Source organism: Ramlibacter sp. WS9 (assembly GCF_003797765.1).
GTDB lineage: Bacteria > Pseudomonadota > Gammaproteobacteria > Burkholderiales > Burkholderiaceae_C > Ramlibacter.
In genome coordinates this window covers 522,778-546,057 of the sequence record NZ_RKMB01000002.1, presented here as the reverse complement: position 1 = coordinate 546,057, position 23,280 = coordinate 522,778, and the positions used below count along the sequence as shown (strand labels likewise).

General features: G+C 60.0%; 17 protein-coding genes. 11 read left to right on the top strand and 6 right to left on the bottom strand.

The features are described 5' to 3' along the window. Positions 1-10 precede the first annotated feature (10 nt). The 10 genes from EEB15_RS05570 (at position 11) to EEB15_RS05525 (ending at position 12,315) form a co-directional block, all read left to right on the top strand. A complete protein-coding gene (locus tag EEB15_RS05570; protein ID WP_158289994.1) occupies positions 11-2,056 on the top strand; it encodes a tetratricopeptide repeat protein in 2,046 nt (681 codons plus the stop codon). Positions 2,057-2,214: 158 nt separating this feature from the next. Continuing rightward, positions 2,215-2,643, top strand: a complete 429-nt coding sequence (locus EEB15_RS05565; RefSeq protein WP_141508517.1) for a pilin — start codon at positions 2,215-2,217, stop codon at positions 2,641-2,643. Between the two features lie 64 nt (positions 2,644-2,707). Continuing rightward, positions 2,708-4,636: a tetratricopeptide repeat protein gene (locus tag EEB15_RS05560; RefSeq protein WP_141508516.1), complete on the top strand. Its 1,929-nt coding sequence runs from the start codon at positions 2,708-2,710 to the stop codon at positions 4,634-4,636. Continuing rightward, positions 4,620-5,525 (top strand): glycosyltransferase family 2 protein, encoded by a 906-nt coding sequence (locus EEB15_RS05555; protein WP_141508515.1) that lies wholly within the window; start codon positions 4,620-4,622, stop codon positions 5,523-5,525. The genes EEB15_RS05560 and EEB15_RS05555 overlap by 17 nt, the downstream gene beginning before the upstream one ends. Positions 5,526-5,580: 55 nt before the next feature. Next, positions 5,581-6,987, top strand: coding sequence for an MBOAT family protein (locus tag EEB15_RS05550; RefSeq protein WP_141508514.1), 1,407 nt, complete (start codon positions 5,581-5,583; stop codon positions 6,985-6,987). After that, positions 6,962-8,065, top strand: a complete 1,104-nt coding sequence (locus EEB15_RS05545) for a hypothetical protein (RefSeq protein WP_158289993.1) — start codon at positions 6,962-6,964, stop codon at positions 8,063-8,065. Before EEB15_RS05550 ends, EEB15_RS05545 begins: the two co-directional genes overlap by 26 nt. Before the next feature lie 20 nt (positions 8,066-8,085). Further along, positions 8,086-9,183: a glycosyltransferase family 4 protein gene (locus EEB15_RS05540; protein WP_141508645.1), complete on the top strand. Its 1,098-nt coding sequence runs from the start codon at positions 8,086-8,088 to the stop codon at positions 9,181-9,183. Continuing rightward, complete coding sequence (locus EEB15_RS05535; protein WP_141508512.1) at positions 9,180-10,040, top strand: NAD-dependent epimerase/dehydratase family protein; 861 nt, start codon at positions 9,180-9,182, stop codon at positions 10,038-10,040. The genes EEB15_RS05540 and EEB15_RS05535 overlap by 4 nt, the downstream gene beginning before the upstream one ends. Beyond that, a complete protein-coding gene (locus EEB15_RS05530; protein ID WP_199236458.1) occupies positions 10,022-11,056 on the top strand; it encodes a glycosyltransferase family 2 protein in 1,035 nt (344 codons plus the stop codon). The genes EEB15_RS05535 and EEB15_RS05530 overlap by 19 nt, the downstream gene beginning before the upstream one ends. Before the next feature lie 140 nt (positions 11,057-11,196). Beyond that, positions 11,197-12,315: a class I SAM-dependent methyltransferase gene (locus EEB15_RS05525; protein WP_141508511.1), complete on the top strand. Its 1,119-nt coding sequence runs from the start codon at positions 11,197-11,199 to the stop codon at positions 12,313-12,315. A gap of 68 nt (positions 12,316-12,383) precedes the next feature. Here EEB15_RS05525 and EEB15_RS05520 read toward each other — a convergent pair whose 3' ends face one another. The 6 genes from EEB15_RS05520 to EEB15_RS05495 form a co-directional block, all read right to left on the bottom strand. Continuing rightward, positions 12,384-14,177 (bottom strand): methyltransferase type 11, encoded by a 1,794-nt coding sequence (locus EEB15_RS05520; RefSeq protein ID WP_141508510.1) that lies wholly within the window; start codon positions 14,175-14,177, stop codon positions 12,384-12,386. A gap of 80 nt (positions 14,178-14,257) precedes the next feature. Further along, positions 14,258-16,060 (bottom strand): bifunctional 2-polyprenyl-6-hydroxyphenol methylase/3-demethylubiquinol 3-O-methyltransferase UbiG, encoded by a 1,803-nt coding sequence (locus tag EEB15_RS05515; RefSeq protein WP_141508509.1) that lies wholly within the window; start codon positions 16,058-16,060, stop codon positions 14,258-14,260. Positions 16,061-16,136: 76 nt separating this feature from the next. Next, complete coding sequence (locus tag EEB15_RS05510; protein ID WP_199236457.1) at positions 16,137-17,735, bottom strand: hypothetical protein; 1,599 nt, start codon at positions 17,733-17,735, stop codon at positions 16,137-16,139. 28 nt (positions 17,736-17,763) lie between these two features. Next, entirely contained in the window at positions 17,764-19,014 is a 1,251-nt protein-coding gene (locus EEB15_RS05505) for an ABC transporter ATP-binding protein (protein WP_141508508.1), read from the bottom strand. Continuing rightward, on the bottom strand, positions 19,004-19,813 hold the full coding sequence (locus EEB15_RS05500) for an ABC transporter permease (RefSeq protein ID WP_141508507.1): 810 nt from the start codon (positions 19,811-19,813) through the stop codon (positions 19,004-19,006). Before EEB15_RS05500 ends, EEB15_RS05505 begins: the two co-directional genes overlap by 11 nt. A gap of 208 nt (positions 19,814-20,021) precedes the next feature. Beyond that, positions 20,022-21,302 carry a nucleotide sugar dehydrogenase gene (locus tag EEB15_RS05495; protein ID WP_141508506.1) on the bottom strand — a complete coding sequence of 427 codons (1,281 nt, stop codon included), beginning with the start codon at positions 21,300-21,302 and terminating at the stop codon, positions 20,022-20,024. 237 nt (positions 21,303-21,539) lie between these two features. On the opposite strand from EEB15_RS05495, the gene EEB15_RS05490 reads away from it, so the two are divergent. Then, complete coding sequence (locus tag EEB15_RS05490) at positions 21,540-23,060, top strand: Wzy polymerase domain-containing protein (RefSeq protein WP_233259360.1); 1,521 nt, start codon at positions 21,540-21,542, stop codon at positions 23,058-23,060. Positions 23,061-23,280 lie beyond the last annotated feature (220 nt).

The window sequence follows — 23,280 nt, the reverse complement described above, 5'->3', positions numbered from 1 at the left end:
CGCAACCAAGTTGGAAACCAAGCGCGCAAGCCTGCAGTCGCGCCTCGAAGGATCCGTTGCGCCGGCGGCGACTGCAAAGCCGAAGGTCAGTTCCGCCGAGTGGCGCCAACGCGGCAACACTTATCTCAAGGAAGGCAATCTGCAGCAGGCTGCAAATTGCTATCGGCGCGGGTTGGAGAGCGACCCCAAAGACGCAACCTGCTACTCCAACCTCGGTTACGTCCAGAGCGAACTGGGACATGCCATCGTGGCGCAGGAAATGCTCTCGCAGGCCGTCAAGCTCAATCCAGTGGATTATGACGCGCACTACATGCTCGGCAATCTGGCGCGGACCCGTGGCGAATGGCTACAAGCGACGGCCTGCTACCGGGAAGCCCTGAGAATCAATCCCGGCTTCGACACATGCCGGCGGGATCTTTGCATTTCACTGGCGCAGATGGGCCGAATTCAAGAGGCAACCGCTGTGCTCGAGCAAGGCCCTGCATTTGCGCCGGACACGGCGGACTTTCATTACTTCAGGGGTAACCTGCGCCTGGCGGTGGACGAGTGCGACGAGGCGATCGTTCATTTCCGGCAGGCCGCGCAGCTGCAACCTCAGGACTCATCGATTCTCATCAACCTGGGAGTGGCGCAGCTCAGACGGCGCGAGGTTTTCTCGGCAATACAAACCTACCGAAACGTTCTTGAGTTCGAGCCAGACAACGTGCAGGCTCATGCAAACCTCGGTGCGGCGTTTCAGCAAAGCGGCCAGTTGGAGCTTGCCGTCCAAAGCTACAGGCGCGCATTGCAAATCAACCCGGAGTACCTGAATGCGCACCAGAATCTTTTGTTTTCGCTGACTTACTTGTCGGACCTGTCGCCGGCGGATTACCTGAGTGAGGCACGGCGATACGGAGCACGGGTGACGGCACGTGCCAAACCCTACTCCCAGTGGCTTTGCCCGCCGTTCGAGGAGGGGGCGCGACCTCTGAGGGTGGGAATGGTTTCCGGGGACTTCCGCACTCACCCCGTGGGACTTTTTCTCGAGGGCATTCTGGCGAATCTCGATCCCGCCAAGTTGACGATCGTCGCCTACTCGGCCAGCGCCACAGAAGATGTACTTTCCGACCGGCTCAAAGGTCTCGTTTCTGAGTGGAACTCGGTGGCCGTTCTGCCGGACGATGAATTGGCAAGGAAAATTCATGCGGACCGCATCGACATCCTCGTGGATCTCGCCGGCCATACGGGACTCAATCGACTGCCGGTTTTCGCGTGGAAGGCGGCGCCCCATCAGGTCGCGTGGCTCGGATACTGGGGCAGTACGGGCGTATCGGAAATTGACCACATCCTCGTGGACCCGGTATCCGTGCCCGCAAGCGATGCTCAGTACTATTCCGAGCAACTTTGGTACCTGCCAGACACGCGTTTGTGCATGAGCCTTCCTACGAGCGGCGCCGCAGATGAGGTAAAAGACTTACCCGCCTTGCGTAAGGGGTACATCACCTTCGGCTCGTATCAGATCTTGAACAAGATCAATGACCGCACCTTGGCCCTCTGGTCGAAAGTGCTTGCGCAGCTTCCTACTTCGCGCCTTCGACTTCAGAGCTTGCCACTGGCATACGGCGAAGCAGTTGCAAACATGAAAGAACGGCTGACCGCGGTCGGTATCGACATTGCCAGAGTGGACCTTCATGGCGGCGCGCCTCGTGAGGCTTACCTGGCGTCCTACGATGAAGTCGACATGATTCTCGACACATATCCTTTCCCAGGCGGAACGACCACAGCCGAGGCCTTGTGGATGGGTGTACCGACAGTCACCCTTACAGGGCACTCGTTACTGGCGCGCCAAGGCGAAAGTCTCTTGCGCTGTGTCGGTCTTGCTGACTGGGTTGCTAGCAGCGAAGAGGAATACGTGGAGATCGCGGCACAGCACGCTAGCGACCTGAAATCGTTGGGCGAGGTGCGCGCCGGTTTGCGTCAACGAGCGATCAATTCGCCACTTTTCGATTCCGCAAAGTTCGCCCGCAATTTGGAAGACGCGTTCGTGGGCATGGCCCGCGAACACGCTGAGAGGTGACAGGAAATGTCCGGTTCTGATGAAAACGACCAAAATTGTCGAGTTGGCAAAGCACACAGTGTCGAAATGAGCTTGTTTTCACCTGATTTGAGGGCAGAGCAGGCTGGCACAAAGCGTGCATATACGCTCCGCAACATTTTTTACCCAAGGAGTTTTCCATGAAGCGTTCCATGCAGCAGGGTTTTACCCTTATCGAACTGATGATCGTGGTCGCGATCATCGGTATTCTGGCGGCGGTGGCCTTGCCGGCTTACCAGGACTACACGGTCCGTGCGAAGACCAGTGAAGTCGTTCTGGCGGCGTCTGGCCCGAAGGGCGCGATCGCTGAAGCCTATCAAACGCTTGGTCACATGCCTGCTGTCGCGTCGGCCGGCTTGTCGGCGCATACGTCGCCGTATGTCGCGAGCGTGGCATATACAAGCAGTGTCACCAACGTTGGTGTCATTACCGCGGTCGCTTCGGCCAAAGAGCCCAAGATCAGCGGAAGCAACGTCGTCCTGACCGGCACGGCCGACTCTGTTGGCGTGATCACCTGGGTTTGCACTGGTTCCATTGCGGCCAAGTACCTGCCGGCAAATTGCCGCTAATCAACGGTCTGTAGTAAAAAAGCTCCGCTGCGGCGGGGCTTTTTTTTGCCCGCACACTAGGCGCATGTTGACCTTCGCGAACCGTTCCTTGCTACTTCAAGCTGCGGTTTTGCCTGCGGTGAGCCTGCTTCTTCTCGCCTTGTACTGGCCCGGCCTGCAAGGTGGCTTCATATTCGATGACTTTTCGAGCATCGTCGAGAATCCGGCTCTGAGGTCGACCGACGGCTCGATTGCTTCCCTGACGACGGCCGCAAGCAGTGGTATTTCAGGCCCCTTGGGCCGGCCACTGAGCATGTTAAGTTTTGCGGCAAATCTCCACCTTTTCGGCGCCGCTCCTTATTCATTCAAGGTCACCAATCTAGCCATCCACATCGCCAACGCGGCGCTTTTTTTCGTGATCGCGTTGCAGTTGGGACGGTGGGTGAATCGCACAAGCCGCGTCCGCGCATGGCTTCTCGCGGCAGCTGTGGCGGCCGCATGGGCAATGCATCCGCTGAACGCCATGCCGGTGCTATACGTCGTTCAGCGCATGACCAGCCTGTCGGCGCTTTTTTCACTTTGCGCGCTGTCACTCTGGCTTTTCGGAAGGCAGGCACAAGGCGCGCGAGGAGTGCTTGCGATGGCGGCCAGCATCCTGGTTCTATGGCCCGCCGCCGTCTTTTCAAAGGAAACCGGGCTCCTGCTGCCGGCCCACATATTCCTGTGCGAGTGGCTCGTCCTTGGCACGTTTCGAACGGTTCCGACGCGCCTGAAATGGTGGGCCGCGGCGATTGCGGGTGTTTTGCTTTCGACGTTGTGCTGGGCCAAGTGGGGATTCATCACCGCAGGGTACAGCGTGCGGGATTTCGGCATGGTGGAGCGGCTCATGACAGAAGCCAGAGTGCTCTGGTTCTATGTGGGACAGCTTCTCTTGCCCGCGCCGCACTTCTTCGGCTTATTTCACGACGACATTCCAATTTCACGCGGGCTTTTCGCGCCGCCTGAAACCTTGTTGGCTATTGCGGGCTGGGTGGCGGTCGCGATGCTCGCCTTTTGGCAACGCGCAAGACGGCCGCTATTCGCGTTTGCGGTGTTTTGGTTCCTGGCATCCCATGCTCTGGAGTCAACGTTGTTCCCGCTGGAAATTGCGCACGAGCACCGCAACTACATCGCGTCATTCGGAATAGTCCTGTGGCTCTTCAGCTTCATGTTGCCGGTTCAGGCGAATGCTCGTTGGCCAGTTCCCCGGTTGGTCCTGGCGATCAGCTTTGTATCATTTTGCGGGCTGGTAACAACCCTCCGGTCCATGCAGTGGGCCAATGAATTCCTGCGCTCTCAGGCGGATGTGGCTAACCATCCCAATTCGGCGCGCTCCAACTTTCAAGCGGCCTCGGCCATCATGCAGAGAACCTTCGAGGCTGGCGGGGGCAATGCGCTGGCCTATCAATCCGTGCAGTTCTTTTACCGACGCGCCGCAGAACTCGACAAGAACGGCAAGGCTGCTTTGGTCGGACTCGTCTATCTCGACTGCATTACCGGTGTGCAAAAAGACGCTGCCCTTCGAGCGCGCTTGCTGGAGCGGTTTGTTTACGGCCGCTACAGCCTAGGCGATCGTGGAATCGTGCAAAGCCTCTCAGGCCTTTTGGTAGAAGGGCGTCTATGCATGGACGACAACGAGGCTAAGGCGCTGATCGAGGCTGCCCTGTCGAATCCGTACGCTGACGCCACGACGCGTGCGATGATCTATGCGGTAGCGATGGACTACGCCGTCGCCCGACTGAATTCCGTTCCATTGGCGATAGGGTACGCACAGGCTGCTGTGGCGAGCGATCCGGGCAGCGCGGCGCTTCGATCCAATTTGATTCGCCTGCTGCTGCGGGCCAACAGGGTGGAGGAAGCGCGGCGAGAATACACTTGGCTGATCGAAAATTTTCATGCTGTGCGCGACCGACCAGTCTTGAATGAACTGAAGACGCTGGTCGAGTCGATGGGAACAAGTGCAAACACGAACTGACAAGCCGGCTGACACGTATTCCATCGTGATTCCGGCCCGCAACGAAGCTGAGGGACTGGCAAAACTGTTGCCGGCATTGGCTGTGTACATGCCCCAGGGCGCAGAGATCATTGTCGTCAACGACGGTTCGGATGACGCCACGGTTTCCGTATGTGCGAAGCACGGGGTGCGGGTCGTGACCCATCCCTACCCCAAGGGGAACGGGGCCGCCGTCAAGAGCGGCGCTCGTGCCGCCACAGGCGACGTACTCATCTTCATGGATGCGGACGGACAGCACAAACCGGAGGACGTACCTCTGCTTCTGGATGAGTTCCGCCAGGGCTATGACATGGTCGTCGGCGCGCGGCAGTCAGGCTCTCAAGCAGGCTTGCACCGTGCGGCCGCCAACGACATCTTCAGCCGCTTCGCCAGCTGGATGGTCTTGCAGCCGATCGCGGATCTCACTTCGGGGTTTCGGGTGGTGAATGCTCGCCAGTTCCGCCAGTTCCTGTATTTGTTGCCCAATGGGTTTTCGTATCCGACGACAATCACGATGAGCTTCTTCCGTGCGGGCTACAGCGTGGCCTACGTTCCAATTCATTCGCCGCGCAGGAGCACCGGCGCGAGCCACATTCATCCGCTGCGTGACGGCGTGAGATTCCTGTTGATCATCATCAAGGTTGGCACGCTCTTCTCGCCGCAAAGGCTTTTCCTGCCCATCAGCGCAACGTTTTTTCTGACGGGGCTCGGCTACTACCTGTACACCTATCTGACTTCCGGCCGCTTCACTAACATGAGCGCATTGCTTTTCATTTCGTCCGTCTTCACATTCCTCATCGGCGTCGTCTCCGAGCAGATCTCCGCGCTGCATTACAAGAACATCGATGCGCAAGATCGCGACCAGGACTGAACACGATTTGATGCGCAGTTGAAGCGCGCAAAGTGGAACGCAGGCCACAACGCCCATGCCATTTAACACGCTCAGCTTTCTGCTGTTTCTGATTGTCGTGTTTAGCGCGCACAGGATCGCCCGGAGCTGGAGAGCCAAGAAGCTCATTCTTCTGGCGGCCAGCCTGCTTTTCTACGCCGCGTGGAACCCACCATTCATCCTCTTGCTGCTAGCCATCACGGTGGTGACCTGGTGGCTCGTACGACTGGTCCAGCTCCAGGAATCGGAAGCAATTCGAAAGCGGTATCTGGTCGCGAGCGTCTTCGTCCTCCTCATCCCGTTGGCCTACTTCAAGTACGCCGCCTTCGTGCTCGAACAGTTCGTTGCGGCGCTCGCGGTGGCGGGCGTGCAGTTCAAGCCTGCGCCCTTCGATGTGATGTTGCCGATCGGCATTTCCTTCTACACCTTCCACGCCTTGTCGTACACGATTGACGTCTATCGGCGGCAGACGCTGGCGCCGGCTTCGCTGCTGGACTTCGCGTTGTACATGAGCTTCTTCCCGCAGCTAGTGGCCGGACCCATCGTCCGCGCAAGCCACTTTCTTCCTCAACTTGACACGCCAAGGACCGTCACGGGCCAGCAAGTTGGATGGGGTCTTGCTCTGTTCGTGCTCGGTCTTTTCCAAAAGACCGTGCTCGCCGACACCATTTTCGCTCCGGTGGTGGACCAACTCTACAACTCACCGCAGAGCGCCAGCGCGTGGGATGCCTGGGCCGGCGTCTTGGCGTTCTCAGGGCAAATCTTCTGCGACTTCGCCGGCTATTCAACATGTGCCATTGGCTTGGCCCTGTGCTTCGGCTTCATCTTCCCACTGAACTTTCGCTCTCCATACGGCGCGATCGGTTTTTCCGATTTCTGGCGCAGGTGGCACATCTCGCTGTCCTCGTGGCTGAGGGACTACCTCTATATCCCGCTGGGAGGAGGCCGCGGAACGACGCTTCGAGTCGGCCGAAATCTCATGGTGACCATGCTGCTCGGTGGTTTGTGGCACGGCGCTTCGTTGATGTTCCTGTTTTGGGGCGGCTTGCATGGTACCTATCTGCTGCTCGAGCGGCTTGGCCGGCGACACTTGCGGTTGATCGGCCGATACTTTTCGAGTGCCGGGATGGCGGTGGCTACGTTCCTGGTCGCCACCTTGACCTGGATACCCTTCAGGGCCTCTGACGCGGGCAACGCTCTCGCAGTTCTCTCGGCGCTGGCGCGGCCTGGCTTCCCTGATCTTCCACCCGGCACTTTGTTCGCGTCCTCGGGCTGTTCACTGGCGCTGGTGATCCTGCACATTTGGGGTCGGGACCGCACCTCAGGTGGTTGGTTTCTTGCAATCCCGCGCCCAGCACAGACTATGCTCTTGGGGATCTGCCTGATTGGCATCTTTCTGGTGTCCGGAGGTGAGCCGCGTGCTTTCATTTATTTCCAATTCTGAGTGGCCCCCCCCACGCGCTTGGAAGCTGACTATTGGCGGCGCGTTGTTGACATTACTCGCCTTTGTCGCGACGACAGAGATCATTTTGGCGCGAAGAGGTTTCGCTCCCACGGTCCATGACACCCAGGCGCTCTGGCTCAAGGAGCGCGAGCGGGCTTCCGCACTCGGCAAGCGTGCTTTGATCCTGGTGGGGGCCTCTCGGATCCAGTTAGACATCGACTTGGACATCCTGCGTAGGACCACCGGGCTCGAGCCCGTGCAGCTGGCCATCGATGGCAGCTCGTACGTTCCGGTGCTGGAGGGCTTGGCACATGACCCGTCAATCCGAGGTACCGTCGTTCTCGATCTGATACCCGGCCCAGTTTCACTTGAGCGGCAATCGTCGGGAGCGAGTCATGATTTCCAAGCTGAATACGAGACCAGTGCCGACGGGAAAATACGGTGGCCGACCTACCGGGACATCGACGCGCGGATGTCCGATGCCATGCGCAATCACCTGATCAACTACGCCGACGGCGGGCGCCCGTGGGATGCCTTTCAGAACCGCATCATCAATCCCGAAGCAACCCCACAGTACCTGTCAACTTTCGCGGATCGCTCTCGGCGCGCCGACTACCAGCGCGTGAAGATGCCCGATTTCTATTTGAGCCGAGTTCTGAGGCACCTTGGAAATCCCCCAGAGATCGACACAAGCCTGCCAGCCGATCGCCTCGCGCAGAAAGTGGAGGACTACGTGAGCCGGCTCGAACCAACGGCGGCGAGTGCACAAACGACGAAGGGACTCGTCGACCTGGAGCGCACCGTGGCGGCCATTCAATCCCGTGGCGGCAAAGTCATCATCGTCAGCTTGCCGACCAGTGGTCTTGTTCACGAAGCAGATACCAGGCGCTTTCCCAAATCCCTGTACTGGGATAGGGTGGCGGCCACCACAAGCGCCCACGCTATCCATTCGCAAGAGCACCCCGAATTGTCGCGCTTTGCTTGCCCGGACGGATCCCATCTGGACCAGCGTGATGTGCCGGCATTCACAACCGCGTTTGTCAGGGCTGCGGGCCTTGGTTTGGATCGTTCGCCATGAACCCGGCTCTGCACGTGCTGATGACCAGCACGTCGTACCCCGAGGGCCCACAGGACTGGCGCGGACGTTTCATCGCAAACCTCGTCACAGCGTTGGCCGCGCGTGACGACATGACGCTCTCACTGTGGGCGCCTCCTGGCCAAATTCCCGCCGCGGTTGCGTCTGCTTCCACTTCGGCAGACGCCGAGTGGCTGGCCCGGCTGGCGCAGCGGGGCGGCATTGCGCACTTGATGCGCGTGCATAGGGTCCAGGCCATAGGAACGATCCTTGGCCTGGTTTTGCGGCTAGGGCGCGCCTATCGCAAGCAGCGCGCCGACGTGGCACACGTCAATTGGCTGCAGAACGCGCTGCCGCTATGGGGCAGCACCACACCCGCGTTGATCACAGTGCTCGGAACGGACTTCGCTTTGTTGCGGCTACCAGGCATGAAGATGCTATTGCGCGCTGTGCTGCGCCAGCGTCGCGCCATACTCGCGCCGAATGCGGAGTGGATGCGGCCGGCACTGGAGCAGGCTTTTGGTGACTTGGCCGAAATTCGCCCAATCGCTTTTGGCGTCGACGATTCGTGGTTTGAAATGGTGCGGCCAATTCCGACGGACTCGACGCGTCATTGGCTGGCCATCACGCGCCTTACCAAAAACAAGATCGGCCACCTGTTCGATTGGGGTGATGGATTGTTCGGCCCGCAGCGGCAGCTGCATCTTTTTGGCCCGATGCAAGAACAAATTGACCTCCCTTCATGGGTCCAATACCATGGCCCCACCCATCCGGCAGAGCTACAGGAGCGATGGTTCCCCATGGCGTGCGGGCTGATCACATTGAGCCGCCATGACGAAGGGCGCCCGCAAGTGATGCTGGAGGCAATGGCTGCCGGATTGCCAGTGCTTGCGTCCGACTTGCCGGCCCATCGCGACGTGTTGCAGCATGGCAAGACCGGCTGGCTGGCGGCCGGCCCGGGCCAACTGAGCCAAGGCCTCGAATGGCTGGAGGACCCCGTCAATAACCGGGCAGCGGGGCAGGCCGCGCGCAGGTGGGTCATGGACTCCGTCGGGACCTGGGCCAGCTGCGCCGGGCGGTATGCCGCCGCGTATGCGAGCCTTCTGGAGCGCCGGACATGAACGGGCGCAGCGTGCTACTGCTTGGAGGCACGGGCTTCATCGGGACCGCATTGGGGACTCGCCTTGAGCAGGAGGGGTTCGTTGTCCATACGGTGGGCCGTACCGACATCTGGCGGCTCGAACAATCGCTGCGCGTCTGCGGTACGGTGGTTCATCTGGCCTCCGCGACGACGCCCTCATCATCGGCCGGCCAACCCGCCCTCGAACTTGAAAACGTCGCCTTGACCTCGCGACTCCTGGGAGCCCTGCAGCCTCATCCGGAGACGCACCTGATCTACTTTTCGTCCGGCGGAGCCATTTATGGAAATCCGCTTCGCCTGCCAGTGCCGGAAGATGCACCGCTTTTTCCGCTTTCGGACCACGGCGCGGCCAAGGCATCGCAGGAAGCGCTCTGCAAGGCCGCACACGATCAAGGTCGCGCCGTCTCCATCCTTCGGCCCTCCAATGCCTATGGAGCAGGCCAGAAGCTAAAAAGCGGGTTCGGCTTGGTGCGCACCTTGCTCGACCACGCGTTTCACGGCACCACGCTGGAGATCTGGGGCGACGGAGAAAACGTGCGGGACTACATCTATATTGACGACGTTGTCGAAGCGACCGTACGCTTGATCAGGCTTCCGCACGATCGCAGAACGTACAACCTCGGCAGCGGCATCGGCGCAAGTGTCAACCAGCTGCGCCGCATGGTCGAACTCGTGTCAGGCAGGCCGGTGAACACGGTCTACCGGGCTGCTCGCAGCATCGATGTTCGCGGCGTGGTGCTGGACACATCGCGTATCCGGCAGCATCTCGGTTGGCAACCGAAAGTCTCCCTTGCGGATGGCCTCGATCTCGCCTGGAATTGGCTGAACAAGAAATGACGGCGCAACGGCCCCTGGTTTCGGTTTGCGTTGCCAACTACAACGGAATGGACGTCATCGACGAGTGCCTACGCTCGATCCTGGAGCAGCAAGGCGACATCGCCGTGGAGATCCTTGTCCACGACGACGCGTCCAGCGATGGGTCCGCAGCGCATGTGCGGCTGAAATATCCCGCGGCGAAGCTGCTAGAGAGCTCGGAAAACGTAGGATTCTGCATTGCCAACAACCGCATGGCCGCAGTGGCCAGTGGCGACTACCTGCTGCTTCTCAATAACGACGCGGCGCTGCATCCGGACGCGCTGCAACACCTGCTGTCCGCGGCTCGCGAACTGGATACGCCAGCCATCTTGACTCTTCCGCAATTCGATTGCGCCAGTGGGGAACTGCTCGACCGGGGCAGCATGCTTGATGCCTTCCTTAACCCCGTGCCCAATCAGGACCCGCGCCGCGAAGACGTCGGGATGGTGATGGGGGCGTGCCTCTGGATCCCATGCGCCCTCTGGAGAGAGTTGGACGGCTTTCCCGAATGGTTCGGGAGCATTGGCGAAGACCTGTACCTTTGCTGCCGTGCCCGCCTGATGGGATACCGGGTCATCGCCGTACGGGCGAGCGGCTACAAGCACCGTGTCGGCCACAGCTTTGGCGGGGGAAAGGTGGATCAGGGCCGCCTCGTCACCTCCTTCCGACGCAGGGCGCTCTCCGAGCGCAACAAGTCCTATGTGATGGTGCTGACCTGTCCGGCGCCTCATTTCGCACTGCTTTTTCCCCTTCATCTCGCGGCGCTGGCGTGCGAGGGAGCGGTGCTGACTCTCATCAAACGGGACCTGCGCGTGTGGCGCGAGATCTATGGAGCCTGCCTGATGTCGCTCTGGAAACAACGGCATCTGCTGCGCGAGCGCCGCCGATGGGTGCAGGGCAACCGGCGCAGCACCGCCCGGCAATTCTTTTCGGTTTTTCAGTGGATTCCGTACAAGCTGCAGATGCTATGGAAGCATGGCATCCCGGCCGTGCGGTAGCGGGCCTCTATGCAAGGCGTGAGGAGCCTGTGCGGGCGATTTCCCCGGGGAACTGAGCATAATGGTCTCTGCAGCGTGGCTTATGCATGTCAGGCTGATCGCAGCGCGGATATTGGCCCCAAGAGTACTGGAGAAACTTGATGATCCGAACCAACGTGAGACGTGCCGGGACGCGCTTGGCCCACATGCTCCGGCTCCAGCGTATGCCGGGTTGGGACCGCTTCGTGGCAAGCGTTCGGCCGCTGCTTGTGGAACCTTCACCCAAGCGCAGTTACGCTTCGAAGCTCGCGGCGGAGATCCGGACTTTCGAGGGCGTGGAGAAGGTGGCAAATCTACCCGAGATTCACGGCTACTGGGCCGGCAAATACGTGAAGCCGATGCTCGAGAAGTTCGATTTCACGAACGACACTGAGTTTCTACTCAAGCATGCCGACGAAGTGCTGCGGGTGGCCGCAGGACGACCCACACGAATCATCAACTTGGGTTCGGGTAACTGCGAAGTGGAGGTCAAGTTGGCGCGGTCACTGCTCGACAAAGGGCACAGCAATTTCACAATTGAATGTGTCGACCTCAACGCCGCCATGCTCGGCCGCGGCAAGAAGCTCGCGCAAGACGCGGGCGTCGACGGGTTGCTGCGCTTCACCGCGACAGACATCAACAAGATTCGGCTTGAAGGCGCGTATGACGTGGTGATCGCCAGTCACGCGCTGCATCACTTCGTGGCGCTGGAACACATTTTCAAAGAGATAAAAACACACTTGCGTCCCGACGGCTATTTTCTTGCGCACGACATGATCGGGCGCAACGGGCACATGCGGTGGCCGGAAGCCCTGGAGGTTGTGCACTCGTTCTGGTCGGAGTTGCCGGAGCGCTGCCGCTACAACAACCTGCTGCGCCGGCACGAGCCTCTTTACATCAACTTTGATTGCAGCACTGAAGGCTTCGAGGGCATCCGGGCGCAGGACATTCTCCCCCTGCTCGTCGAGCATTTCGATTTTGCGCTGTTTGTGCCGTTCGGCAATGTGATCGACATATTTGTGGACCGCTGTTTCGGCCACAATTTTGACCCGACCGACGGCTGGGCCACCGATTTCATCGATCGAGTGCAGGCAAAGGATGAGGAGCTCATTCATGCCGGCAAGATCACCCCCACACATATGTTTGCCGCAATGAAGATCGGCAAAGTCGAGCAGCCGCGCTTTCACATGCATCTGACGCCTCAGTTTTGCGTCAGAAACGCCAGCATTCCGCCCGGCTAGCAAATCAAGGCGATCCGCGGTAGCGTATCGCGCGACCAAAGACCGAGGCTTGGCTGTTCCTCGCGGGGTCAGGCCTGTCCAGACCCTCCCGCATTCGCTTGCGCCCGGACGGCGTCGACCTTGCTTTGCAGCAGCAACTGGCTGCGCGAAATCAGTTCGACGTACTGCCTGTTCCCAAACCCCCACAAGGTCGACGTGTCGTCTTCCGAGTGCCCGACGATGAAGGGAACGGCGGTAACAACTCTCAAGTTGTCCCTGCTTTCCAGGTATCGGTCTACTGTGTTGCTCCGCGGATTCTCGTCAGATTCATCCCATGCGATCAGCAGATCGTAGATCGACCGGTTGTAGATGTTGAACACCATGCTGGTCATCTTGTCGAGATGGGCAAACGTTAGTCCGCCGTGTTCGGCAACGCGACTGACCGTCACGTCCGGGTGAAGATGGGCGATCAATCCGGCGAACACATCCCACTGCCCGTCGATCGAGTCCAGGTAGTCATAAACCACCGCCAACGAGTCTTCCGCGGCGCTCGTCAGCACCACATCGTCTTCGCAGATCAACAGCCGGGGAAGGCCTGCACGCTTGGCACGCTGTAGCAAGTACTTGTAGCTGAGCCCGCAACCTATCCAGCCCTGCGCCCCGCGCATGCCATCGAACAATTCGTATGCCGATTGGCCCTGGGCAAGAAAGGAATTCCGTCGAGCCATCGTCTCCGGCAGGCTCAAGCAGATACGCCCCGTCGAGAAACGCGGAGGCTGCGCCTCGGTGCTCGACATGGTCTCGAAATCGGTCAGCCCGAAGGCCAGCAGGAACCGATCCAGGTAGAAAGCGGAAGCCGTCGCGCCGACTGTTTCCGCTTCGCCGGCTTGCGCCTCTGCTGCCGGGTCGGTTTCGTCACTGAGGAGGCTTTCGATGGCATCGATCATGGCCCCAACGTCGCCGACCTTGACATAGCGGACGCGGGCCTCCAGCTCCGGGTAATCGCTTCGGTCAGAGCTGCTCTCCGACACCACGGAGACGCCCAGCGAAAGACACTCAGAGATTCTCGTGGTTTCAAGCAGCGCGTTCTCGTAGTAATGGATGTTGACGACGACACGCGCTCTCAGCAGCTTGTCGTACAGCTCGCGGCCGAACAGGTTGCCGACGATGGTCACATTGAACCGCTCGCCAAGCTTGCCGAGGATGGTGCGGCGGCGCTCGTTGTTGACGTCACCATAGAACAGCACGTCATAGTCTTTCCTGCCGGAACGGTCGAGATTTAGGCCGTGTTCGGACAGCAAATCCAGGTAGTCCGGCACGGGCGCGATCGGCAGGTAAAAAATGTTCCCATAAGGAATTCCCTGACGTGTCAGGTAGTCGATGTTGATTCGCGAATAGTCCAGGATGGCCACCGCGTTACGCAGCTGGTCGAGGTATCGCGGCGTGAACCATCGTGTGCTGGTGGACTGCTCCATCTGGAAGGCGATCATGTTCATTGGTAGCCTCGCGAACATCTGCGGGCTGATTACCAAGTAGATCGCATCTCCATAGCCCAACGAGGGCGGCGATGTAATGATTGAAACGCGGAAGCCCCGTCGGGCTAGCCCGTGATTCAGCATGTGCGCGACAAACATCGCGTGAGGGGTCGTCAGGATTGCCACCTGCTTGCTCTGGGCCAGAGTGGCAAGTATTTTCTTGCGCTGCAATAGCGCTACCTGGGCCTGCCTCGCCTTCAAGGTTTGACGCACTTCAGTGAAGAGTCCAGCGAAGCCTGTCGTCCTGAGGAGCAGCCAAGCGAGTCGCGCTACCTTGCGAGTCGCCGCGACAAAGCCGCCATTGTCTTTTGTGTAGCGCTGAAGGGCGCGAATGGTCTGCCGGATCACGCACGCCCCGTTATGCTGTTCAAAAAAGCCGCCAACGCATCAGTGTGGAGGCGCGGTAAATCATCGGCCGGAGACGTACTTCATCCGCGACCAATCTTGCGCGCAAAATTGTAAGCCACGCGAAATGGCGCACTAAGGCGCCACGAAGACGAGGCTTTGACGCGGATAATCTCCGCGCGCAACGCAGCGATTTCCACGCGCAATCCTGCGATTTCATCGTGGAAGGTGGTCGGAAAGGTGAATGAATATATCGGCCCATTCAGCAGTGCGGAATAGGGGGACGCAGACCGATCTTGACCAGATACCATGTCCTGGAGAGCATCCTCAAAAGCTGCGGCTGTCCGGAAGTCTTCCTCCGAGAGAACCAGTCCCAAATTCTCCAGGATTTTGATCACGCCTTCGCGAAAAGTGAGGCCATTAAAAGCCGGCGAAGCAGGGCAGGCGCCAATGGAGTTGACGAGCCCTCTCGTCAATACCCAGGCGAGTGGCACAGGTGTTCCGGCTTCCCACTCGAGGTCGATGTCGAAGAATGTTCCGGAACTGTCACGCACCAGGTTTGAGGGAAGGGCATCCAACCGCGCACCCGGGACGAACTTCTTGCCATCCGGGCCAAGCAGTGACTCTGCCAGGAGACGTTCTACCCAGGGGGCCGCCCATCTCGCCACTGCTTCGGGGCCCCCACCGCGAGCCATGATGGGTTGCAGTTTCGTCGCATAGAGTTGCCCCGAAACGTATGACGCATGCATCGCGGGCCGATGGCGCAACTTCCATTCGCCCATATGGTCGGGAGGCGACGCACTCTGGAACAACTGGCGTTTCACAACAGCAATGCCATTGCCGTCTGGCCGGAAAAGTGTCTCGGTCTCGTATGCGGGAAGACGCCCCGCGCTGTAGGTCCGCGCGAACCAATCGATTCGTGCCCGGCGCCCCGGCCGCTTCCGGCTGGCCGTGACCAAGAATGAGTTGGCATGATCTTGCAGGAGCCCGTTGCGCGCCAATGGTTGCCAGACGAGATTCTCGTGGAACGCCCGGGACGCGCCACCGCTGTAGTCACGGCTAAAGCTGCGATACAGCAGGTCGGCGACCTTGAAATCCGGGCGCTCGAAAGCCTCCGACGTCAAGACGATGCTCGGAAGCTTGTAATCCGGAAACGGATACATGAATGCAACATCCGAAAGGCCGGCGGCCCCCAAGCGGGACTCCAGTTCCCTCTTGCCAAAGGTGACCGCCGTGCCGGCACCATAAAGATCTTGGACTCCGTAGTACGGAACGCCCGCGTGATCTTCGGCACAGCCGTTCAGGTATTTCAATCCGAGTTGGTTTTCGATGGCCAAGATCAGGGAGCCTTCCTCTTTCAGGAGGCTTTCAGCCTGACCAATGCAGGCACCGACTGGGTCGTCCGCTTCAATGAAGCGGGGTGCGTATTCCAGCACTCCGATAAGAGTGACAAAGTCGAACTTTTCAGCTGCCCTGAAGTCTGCAATGTTGCCGCAGCGAACGCTCACATTGGGAAGATCCCGGCAGCGCTCTGCGGCAATCTTTGCGCGGCGGGGGCTGCCCTCCAAGGCGATGATCGTTGCGCCGGTTTCACCGAGAAAGCGAGTAATTGCGCCGCAGCCGCATCCCAGTTCCAGGACCCTGTCTGTCGACTTCAATTCAAGATGCCGCAGCAGGTTATGCCGTCTGGGGCTTAGGTGATACTCACTCGGCCAATCCTTGATCGCGGCCGCCAACTCAGACGAAGCTGCACTGAGATCGACCGCATTTCTCAGCACCGAATAAAGATAGTCTTCAACCTCATCACCGTCTGAATACGAGATGCCATGGGGTGTCTGGTCTGACTCGCTGCCCCGTCTTGGGTCGAGCCGAATCTGTGTAGTCATGAGACCGGTGTGCGCACTTGATGCGCCAGCAAATCATCCTGAAATAGCCAGCGAGGCTTGTACGGTTGCGTTTCTTTCATTGCGCGGCCTTTCTTGCCTTGAAAAGGCCATAGGCCGGGTTGGATACGGCGGGAAGCGGATCGAAATTTTCCAGAATGTACTGATGAGTCAGCGGATGAGTATGGCGGAATTGCAAGGCAGCGTTTCCATCCAACGAAAAGTTCCAGATCAGCGCAAACTGAGGATTTGAAGCCTTAATCCGTTCGATTTCTGCGCGCTCGAACGAGTCGGAGCGCGGCCAAAGCGCATAAATCTCCCACATCGGCGACTTGCGTTGGAGCAGGGGATAGGCGCCCGGCCAGTTGGGCGCGACGACAAACGCCTCCCCGTTCTGGGCATACTGGGTGGCCAAACGGCGGAGCAACGCAACATCGTCTGCGGTAACCCGGTCCACACGCAATTGGTCGCCGGAAATTTCCACATTAACGCAGCGCCCGTTCCGGCATTGCCATCCTGGGTGAAATATGTGCATTACCCAGAAGCTTGCGGCACAAAGCAGGAGCGCGCCCGGCCATTTGATTCTTGCGGCCTGCGTCGCCAGCACGGCGAGGCAACCTATCAGGAAGGGAAAGATGCCCAGAGCCAGGTGGCCGACGTCCGCGCGGGAATAGGCATAGTGCGCGTACGGAAGCGCTAGCCACGCTGTCGCCGCCAGCACGGGAATCACCGGTTTGGCCTGCCATTCTCGATAAATCACCCACCCGATGGAAAACGCGCCGAAAAGAATCGTCGCCAGGAAGAACAGGCCCACCAGGACATCCCGAATCGCATGGCCAAACGGTGCAGTGGAAAAGTTTGCTTGCCATGGCCACGGTACCGGCAAGGGGAGATTTGTCGCCTTGACTTCAAATACGTAGCGGATGCTTTCCCAAAACGCTGCGGCGAAGCCGGGTACCAACAACGCCATCAGGAGTATGGGTGAGAACCCAAGCAGCACGCCCGTCGCCCAAATCGCCAGGCCCTGGCACGCGCCTGGCCCGCCGGGGCGCTTCATGCTCAACCAGCCAATGGCGCCAATGCTGGCTACGCCTGCATAGACGCCGTGGTTTCGGCCAAACATGGCGACAAAGCCTACGCACACGCCGCTGAGCAAATAACGTCTTCCAGTCGGATTTTGGATGAGATAGGCCAGTATGCCGATCGACAGAATGGACGCCGACGCATCAAAAAGTTTGTGGCGGGGAAACATCCATAGGGCCAACACCGCCGCGGACAGGAGCAGATAAGGGCCGTCCAGCTTGCGCGCTGTCTTGTCGACCCGCGACAACAGGAGCAAGCCTGTAAACAGGCCAATGACCTGAAAGATTGCGACAGCTCGCCGCAAGGCCACGATGCCACTGTCGCCCCACGCGCTCATCAGCGTCGCTGACCAGTAATATCGAGCCGGATCGTAGGCCATGAAGTCACGGATCGGCACTTCTCCCAACATGACACGCTGTGCACCGTACCAGAGGAATCCCTCGTCCCACAGGCTAAAGCCTGCCTTGCCTTGCCACCAAAAGAGGCACGAGACCACCAATACGGCCAACACGGCCAACTGGAGGCGATAAATATGCGTGAGCGCAACCCGGAATACCGCGGGTAGGCCATTGCGCATTTGCATCGCCAACTTCATTTCAGGGCTTGTGTGCGGGCCGCCATCGCTACAGGAGGGTGAAGGTGGAGCGGACGGCGACCTCCTGTGACGGGGTGAGCGGATGCGCAATGTGAAAGTCGATCGAATCGTAACGCCGGTCGTGGGCGATCAGCCCGTCTTGCGTTTCGCCAGCCACGCCCACTGAAATCAAATAGTGCCCCGAATCGAAGAAGGGATTGAAGCGAAAGCATGCTCGCACGACGTCGCCCGCTTTTTGCGCCCGAACAACCGCAGCCCCGGGTGATTGGAGCGAGTTGGCGGTAAAAAGCTGTGCGCCGTCAGCCGACTTCACAGTCAGGCCATAAACCGGTCGATCGACGATGGCGTGATATCGAATAGTAAGCACAAGTTCTGTTTCAAGGCCTGCAAGAAACTTGTCGGGATTCACGACGCCAGCTTGCGTCAAGGAAATATCGTCGATCGTGGCTGCGCCGCCACCCCAGCGCGTCTCGCTACTGACGTAGGCTGGATGGTCTGAGAACTGGTCATCTTTGGCCGGCCTGTCAATGACCCGTGCCGCACCCTTGGCGATTCTATTTGTGTATGTCGTCAGTGTTTCTGATGTACTGCCGTCGGCGAGCAGCGTACCGGAATCCAGTAGCAGCACCCGGTCGCAAAAATGGCCCACTTGTTCCAGGGAATGCGTCACGAGAAGTATCGACCCGCCGCTTTTCTGGAAGCCTCGTATGCGTTGAAAACATTTGGACTGGAAAGCCGCATCTCCGACGGCAAGCGCTTCGTCAACGATCAGGATGTCCGGGTCCACGTGGATGGCGACGGCGAATGCCAATTTGACGAACATGCCACTGGAATAGGTTCTGACTGGCTGGTCGATGAATTCGCCGATTTCGGCAAAGGCTGCGATATCGTCAAAACGTGCGGCCATTTCTTTCTTGTCTATCCCGGACACCGCTCCCTGGAAGTAAACATTTTCCCGCCCCGTGAATTCGGGATTGAATCCGGAGCCCAATTCGAGCAAGGCCGAGATTCGTCCGTTCGCCTCCACCTTTCCTGAGGTAGGCTTCAAGACTCCACACACAAGTTGCAGCAAGGTGCTCTTGCCCGAGCCGTTGCGGCCGATGATGCCGACTGTTTCCCCCTTCTTGACATCGAAAGAGACGTCTCGCAAGGCGGTGAATTCTCGATGCAGGCGGATCCGGCCGAACGACAATGCCTGCTTGATGCGGTCGCCGGGATGGCCAAACACACGGAAGGTCTTGCCGAGGTTCTGCGCCGAAATCGCAAGCTCAGAGTGCATCGGCAAACTCGTCACGGCTGTGCTGGAAGAACGCGTACCCTAGCATGCAGGCCGCCATGCAGAACCCCAATGCCACGCCCCACGCACGCCAGTCGATCGATTGACCCGTAACGGCGGAACGGGTACTTTCAATCACTGTTCCAAGGGGGTTGTAGTCGTAGAAGGGACGCAGCGCTGCAGGCACGGCGCTCGCGGGATAGAAGACTGGCGATACGAACATCAGCATCTGCACGAGCATGGGCACGATCTGGGTCATATCCTTGATATACACGCCCCAGGCAGCCACGAACCAGGAAATTCCAAGCGCGAGCAGCAACAACGGAAGGAGTAAAAGAGGGAAAAGCAGTGCGTGTGCGTGGAAATTGCCCGACCAGGACAAGGCGGCCAGGAGTACGAGAAAATTGAAAGTCCCATGCACCAGTGCGACTCCAACTGGAACAACGGGCAGGATGTGCACAGGAAAGATGATTTTTTTGACGAAGCTCGGGTAGCCCCGCACTGACGTCGGCGCGCGTGAAACTGTCTCCGCAAAAATGTTGAATGCGATCAATCCACAGTAGAGCAACAGCCAAAAAGGCATTCCTCCGGTTTGCTCGGGCCAGCGGGACTGGAAAATGTTTCCGAAGACAAAGGCAAAAACCGCGAGCATGAATAGCGGACTCAAGAAAATCCACAACACGCCGAACACGGCGCCGCGGTAGCGCAGGAGAACGTCTCGCTTAATGAGCTGCGCAAGCAGATAGCGGTGGCGCCAAGTGTCGGAAAAAGTGCGCAATGGGTGCAACGCGATGAAGCTCATGACTGTAGTGGCGTGACGGCAGGTCATCAGCTAGGGTCGCTCGCGGGCGCATGCGCTGAATGAGGCCATGCTGCTTACTGTAGCAGTCCGTCCCTCGGCAGAACCGGCGGATGAGACGATTCAGGAAATATGATGCCCCTCAAATCGCCAATCGTGCCAAGAATTCTGGCGTCGTACCTTGTGGTGCGCGAAGGGTTCAGCCATGTCACTACAGACGCCATACCGCCAACCCCGCCGCCCTCAACTCGTCGCTGTCGAACTTCGCCCTGACGTCGATGAAGCAGCCGCCCCGTTTCAACTGCCCGACGTAGGCCGAATGAGGCCTCGCCAAAAAGTCCTGATGCGCGACGGCCACAACCACCGCGTCCGCCACGGGCAGTGACTCCCACGCCATCAGCTCGATCCCGTATTCCCCGCGCGCCTCGTCCGCGTCGGCGACCGGATCATGCACATACACGTCGACGCCATACGCGCGAAGCTCCGTGATCAGGTCCCACGTTTTCGAATTCCGCAGGTCCGGCACGTTTTCCTTGAAGGTAATGCCCAGCACGTTCACCTTGGCGCCCTTGATGTGGCTGCCAGCCTGTATGAGCTGCTTCACCGTCTGCTCCGCGATGAATTTGCCCATGCTGTCGTTGATGCGGCGGCCCGCCAGAATCACCTCGGGATGGTAGCCCACCATCTCTGCCTTGTACGTCAGGTAATACGGGTCGACGCCGATGCAATGGCCTCCGACCAGGCCCGGGCGGAAGGGTAGAAAATTCCACTTCGTGCCGGCAGCTTCCAGCACCTCCAGCGTGTCCAGGCCGATCCGGTTGAAGATCACCGCCAGTTCGTTCATCAACGCGATGTTCAAGTCGCGCTGGGTGTTCTCGATCACCTTCGCCGCTTCGGCGACCTTGAGCGACGAAACGCGATGCACACCTGCCGTTACCACCCTCTCGTACAGGGCTGCGACGCGCTCTAGTGTGCCGGGGCTGTCCCCAGCCACCACCTTGATCGTGTTGGCCAGCACGTGCTGCTTGTCGCCTGGGTTGATTCGCTCGGGTGAGTAGCCGACATGAAAGTCGCGCTGCCACTTGAGGCCGGAAACGCGCTCGAGAATCGGGATGCAGACTTCTTCCGTCGCGCCGGGGTAGACGGTGGATTCGTAGATGACGGTCGAGCCGGCCTTGAGGCTCGCCCCCACCACTTCGCTGGCGTGGACCAGCGGGGAAAAGTCCGGCTTTCGGGCCGCGTCGATGGGCGTCGGCACGGCGATGATGAAGAAGGTGGCACCGGCGAGTTGGTCAGCGTCCGTCGCAAAAGAGAGTAGTTCGGCCGCGCGCAACTCCTCGCCTGTGACGGTGCCGCTGGGGTCGACGTGCTGGCGATAGCTATCGACTTTGCGCGTCGACAGGTCGTACCCGATCGTCGGCATGAGCTTGCCGAACGCCACGGCCAACGGAAGGCCGACATATCCCAGTCCGACAATTGCGATTTTTTCCATGCGTCATTCGGCCATCCCGGCTACTGTAGCATCGGCCCTCGGGCAAAATCCAGGCCATGCAAACCCGTGCCTCGTGTCTCCACGTGTCGATCGATGACCTTTCAGGTGAGTGACCCGCCGGTGCCGCCACGTGTTCGTTCGCTGCTTTGCCTGGCTTGCCTGCTGCTGCCGTGGATCTCTCCCTTCGCGAGTGGTCCCTCGTCCTCCGTTGATCCCTGGCTGCTAAGCGCAACGTGCGTGGCGCTGGTTTTGGCCATCCAGCCGCCCGCGCGGCTGAATCCCGTGTTGGTGCTGGCCCTCGCCCTCCTGGCTGCTTGGACCGCAATACGCACCGGCTTGTCCCCTGAATCCCTGGCCCTCGCCGCAGCCTGCCTGCTGATCCTCATGGCCGCCGGTGCGGCCGCCGGCGGCTCCAGCCGCGCAAGCTTTATCGATGCAATGGCGTTCGCCTGGCTGCTCGCCGCCGCGGTCAGTACGGCGATGGCGCTGTGCCAGTACTTTGGCGTCGAAGCATCGTTCGCCCCCTGGATCAACAGCTCCTCGGCCGGCGAAGCCTACGCCAACCTGCGTCAACGCAACCAGTTCGCGTCGCTCACCGCCATCGGCATGGCGTCGCTGCTCTGGTTGTCCCCGCGCAAGCTCGGCGCCTGGACCGCCGTGCTTGCGATGGCGTGGCTGGCCGCGGGCAATGCCGCAACCACCTCCCGCACCGGGCTCATGCAGATGCTGGTGCTGGGCGTGCTGGCCTGCGCCTGGCCCGGACCGCGCCGCGCGCGTGCAGCGCTCTTTGGCGTGGGTCTCACAGCCTACCTCGTGGCAGCGCTCGCATTGCCGGCGCTTCTCGAGGCGCTGACTGGCGTCGCCGGCAACCGGCTGTGGGAACGCGTCGCGGCCGTCGACGCTTGCAGCAGTCGCACCGTGCTCTGGTCCAACGTGCTGCACCTCATCGCTCAGCACCCTTGGCGCGGGTGGGGTTGGGGCGAGCTGGATTTCGCCCACTTCACCACCTTGCACCCGGGCGCGCGTTTTTGCGACATCCTCGACAACGCGCACAGCCTGCCCTTGCACCTGGCAGTGGAGCTGGGCGTCCCGGCAGCGCTGATCGCTTGTGTCGGCCTGCTGTGGGCGGCCCTGCGAGCGCGGCCATGGAGCGATGCCGATCCGGTGCGCCAGATGGCCTGGGGCGTGCTGGCGGTGATCGGGCTGCACAGCCTGCTGGAATATCCGCTGTGGTATGGCCCGTTCCAGCTTGCGTTTGGCTTGTGCCTGGGCCTGCTCTGGGGCGTCAAGCCCGGCCCACCATTGCGTGCGGCGGGTGCTCGGGCCCGAATGGTCAGCGCGGGGCTCGCGGTCACAGTCGTGGCCGCCTGTGCCTATGCCACGTGGGACTACCGGCGCGTGAGCCAGGTTTACCTGCCGCCCGAATCGCGCACGCCCGCCATGCGTGACGACCCGTTGCCGCAGATTCGCAAGTCCTGGCTGTTTCGCAATCAGGCGCGCTTTGCCGAACTGACGATCACGCCGCTAACACTGAACAACGCGGCATGGACGTACGAGACCGCGCGGTCCCTGCTGCACTATTCGCCCGAGCCGCGGATCATCGAAAAGGCGCTCGAAAGCGCGCTGGTACTGAAGCGCGAAGACGAACTGCTGATGGACTTGGCGCGCTTCAAGGCAGCATTTCCTGAAGCCTACGACAAATGGTCGAAGGACAGAGGAGGCCGCGGCTCCGCGCCGCCGGGTCAGCCGGCGACTTAGTGCCCTTCTCTCCCTCTGCCCGCGGGAGGGCTAGGGTGAGGGTTATGTGGCGGTGGCGCGAATCGGTGTTCGAGCGCAAAAGGACCATCCCACCGAGCTGGTGGTCGCGCTGGGGGCGAGAGCAACGAGCGAGTCGAAATCGATGCGAGCAAGTATCCGTGCATTAGGCAATGGCAACCAAGCTGCACACCGATGAAGCCCGCAGCGCCCATCGCAAGCG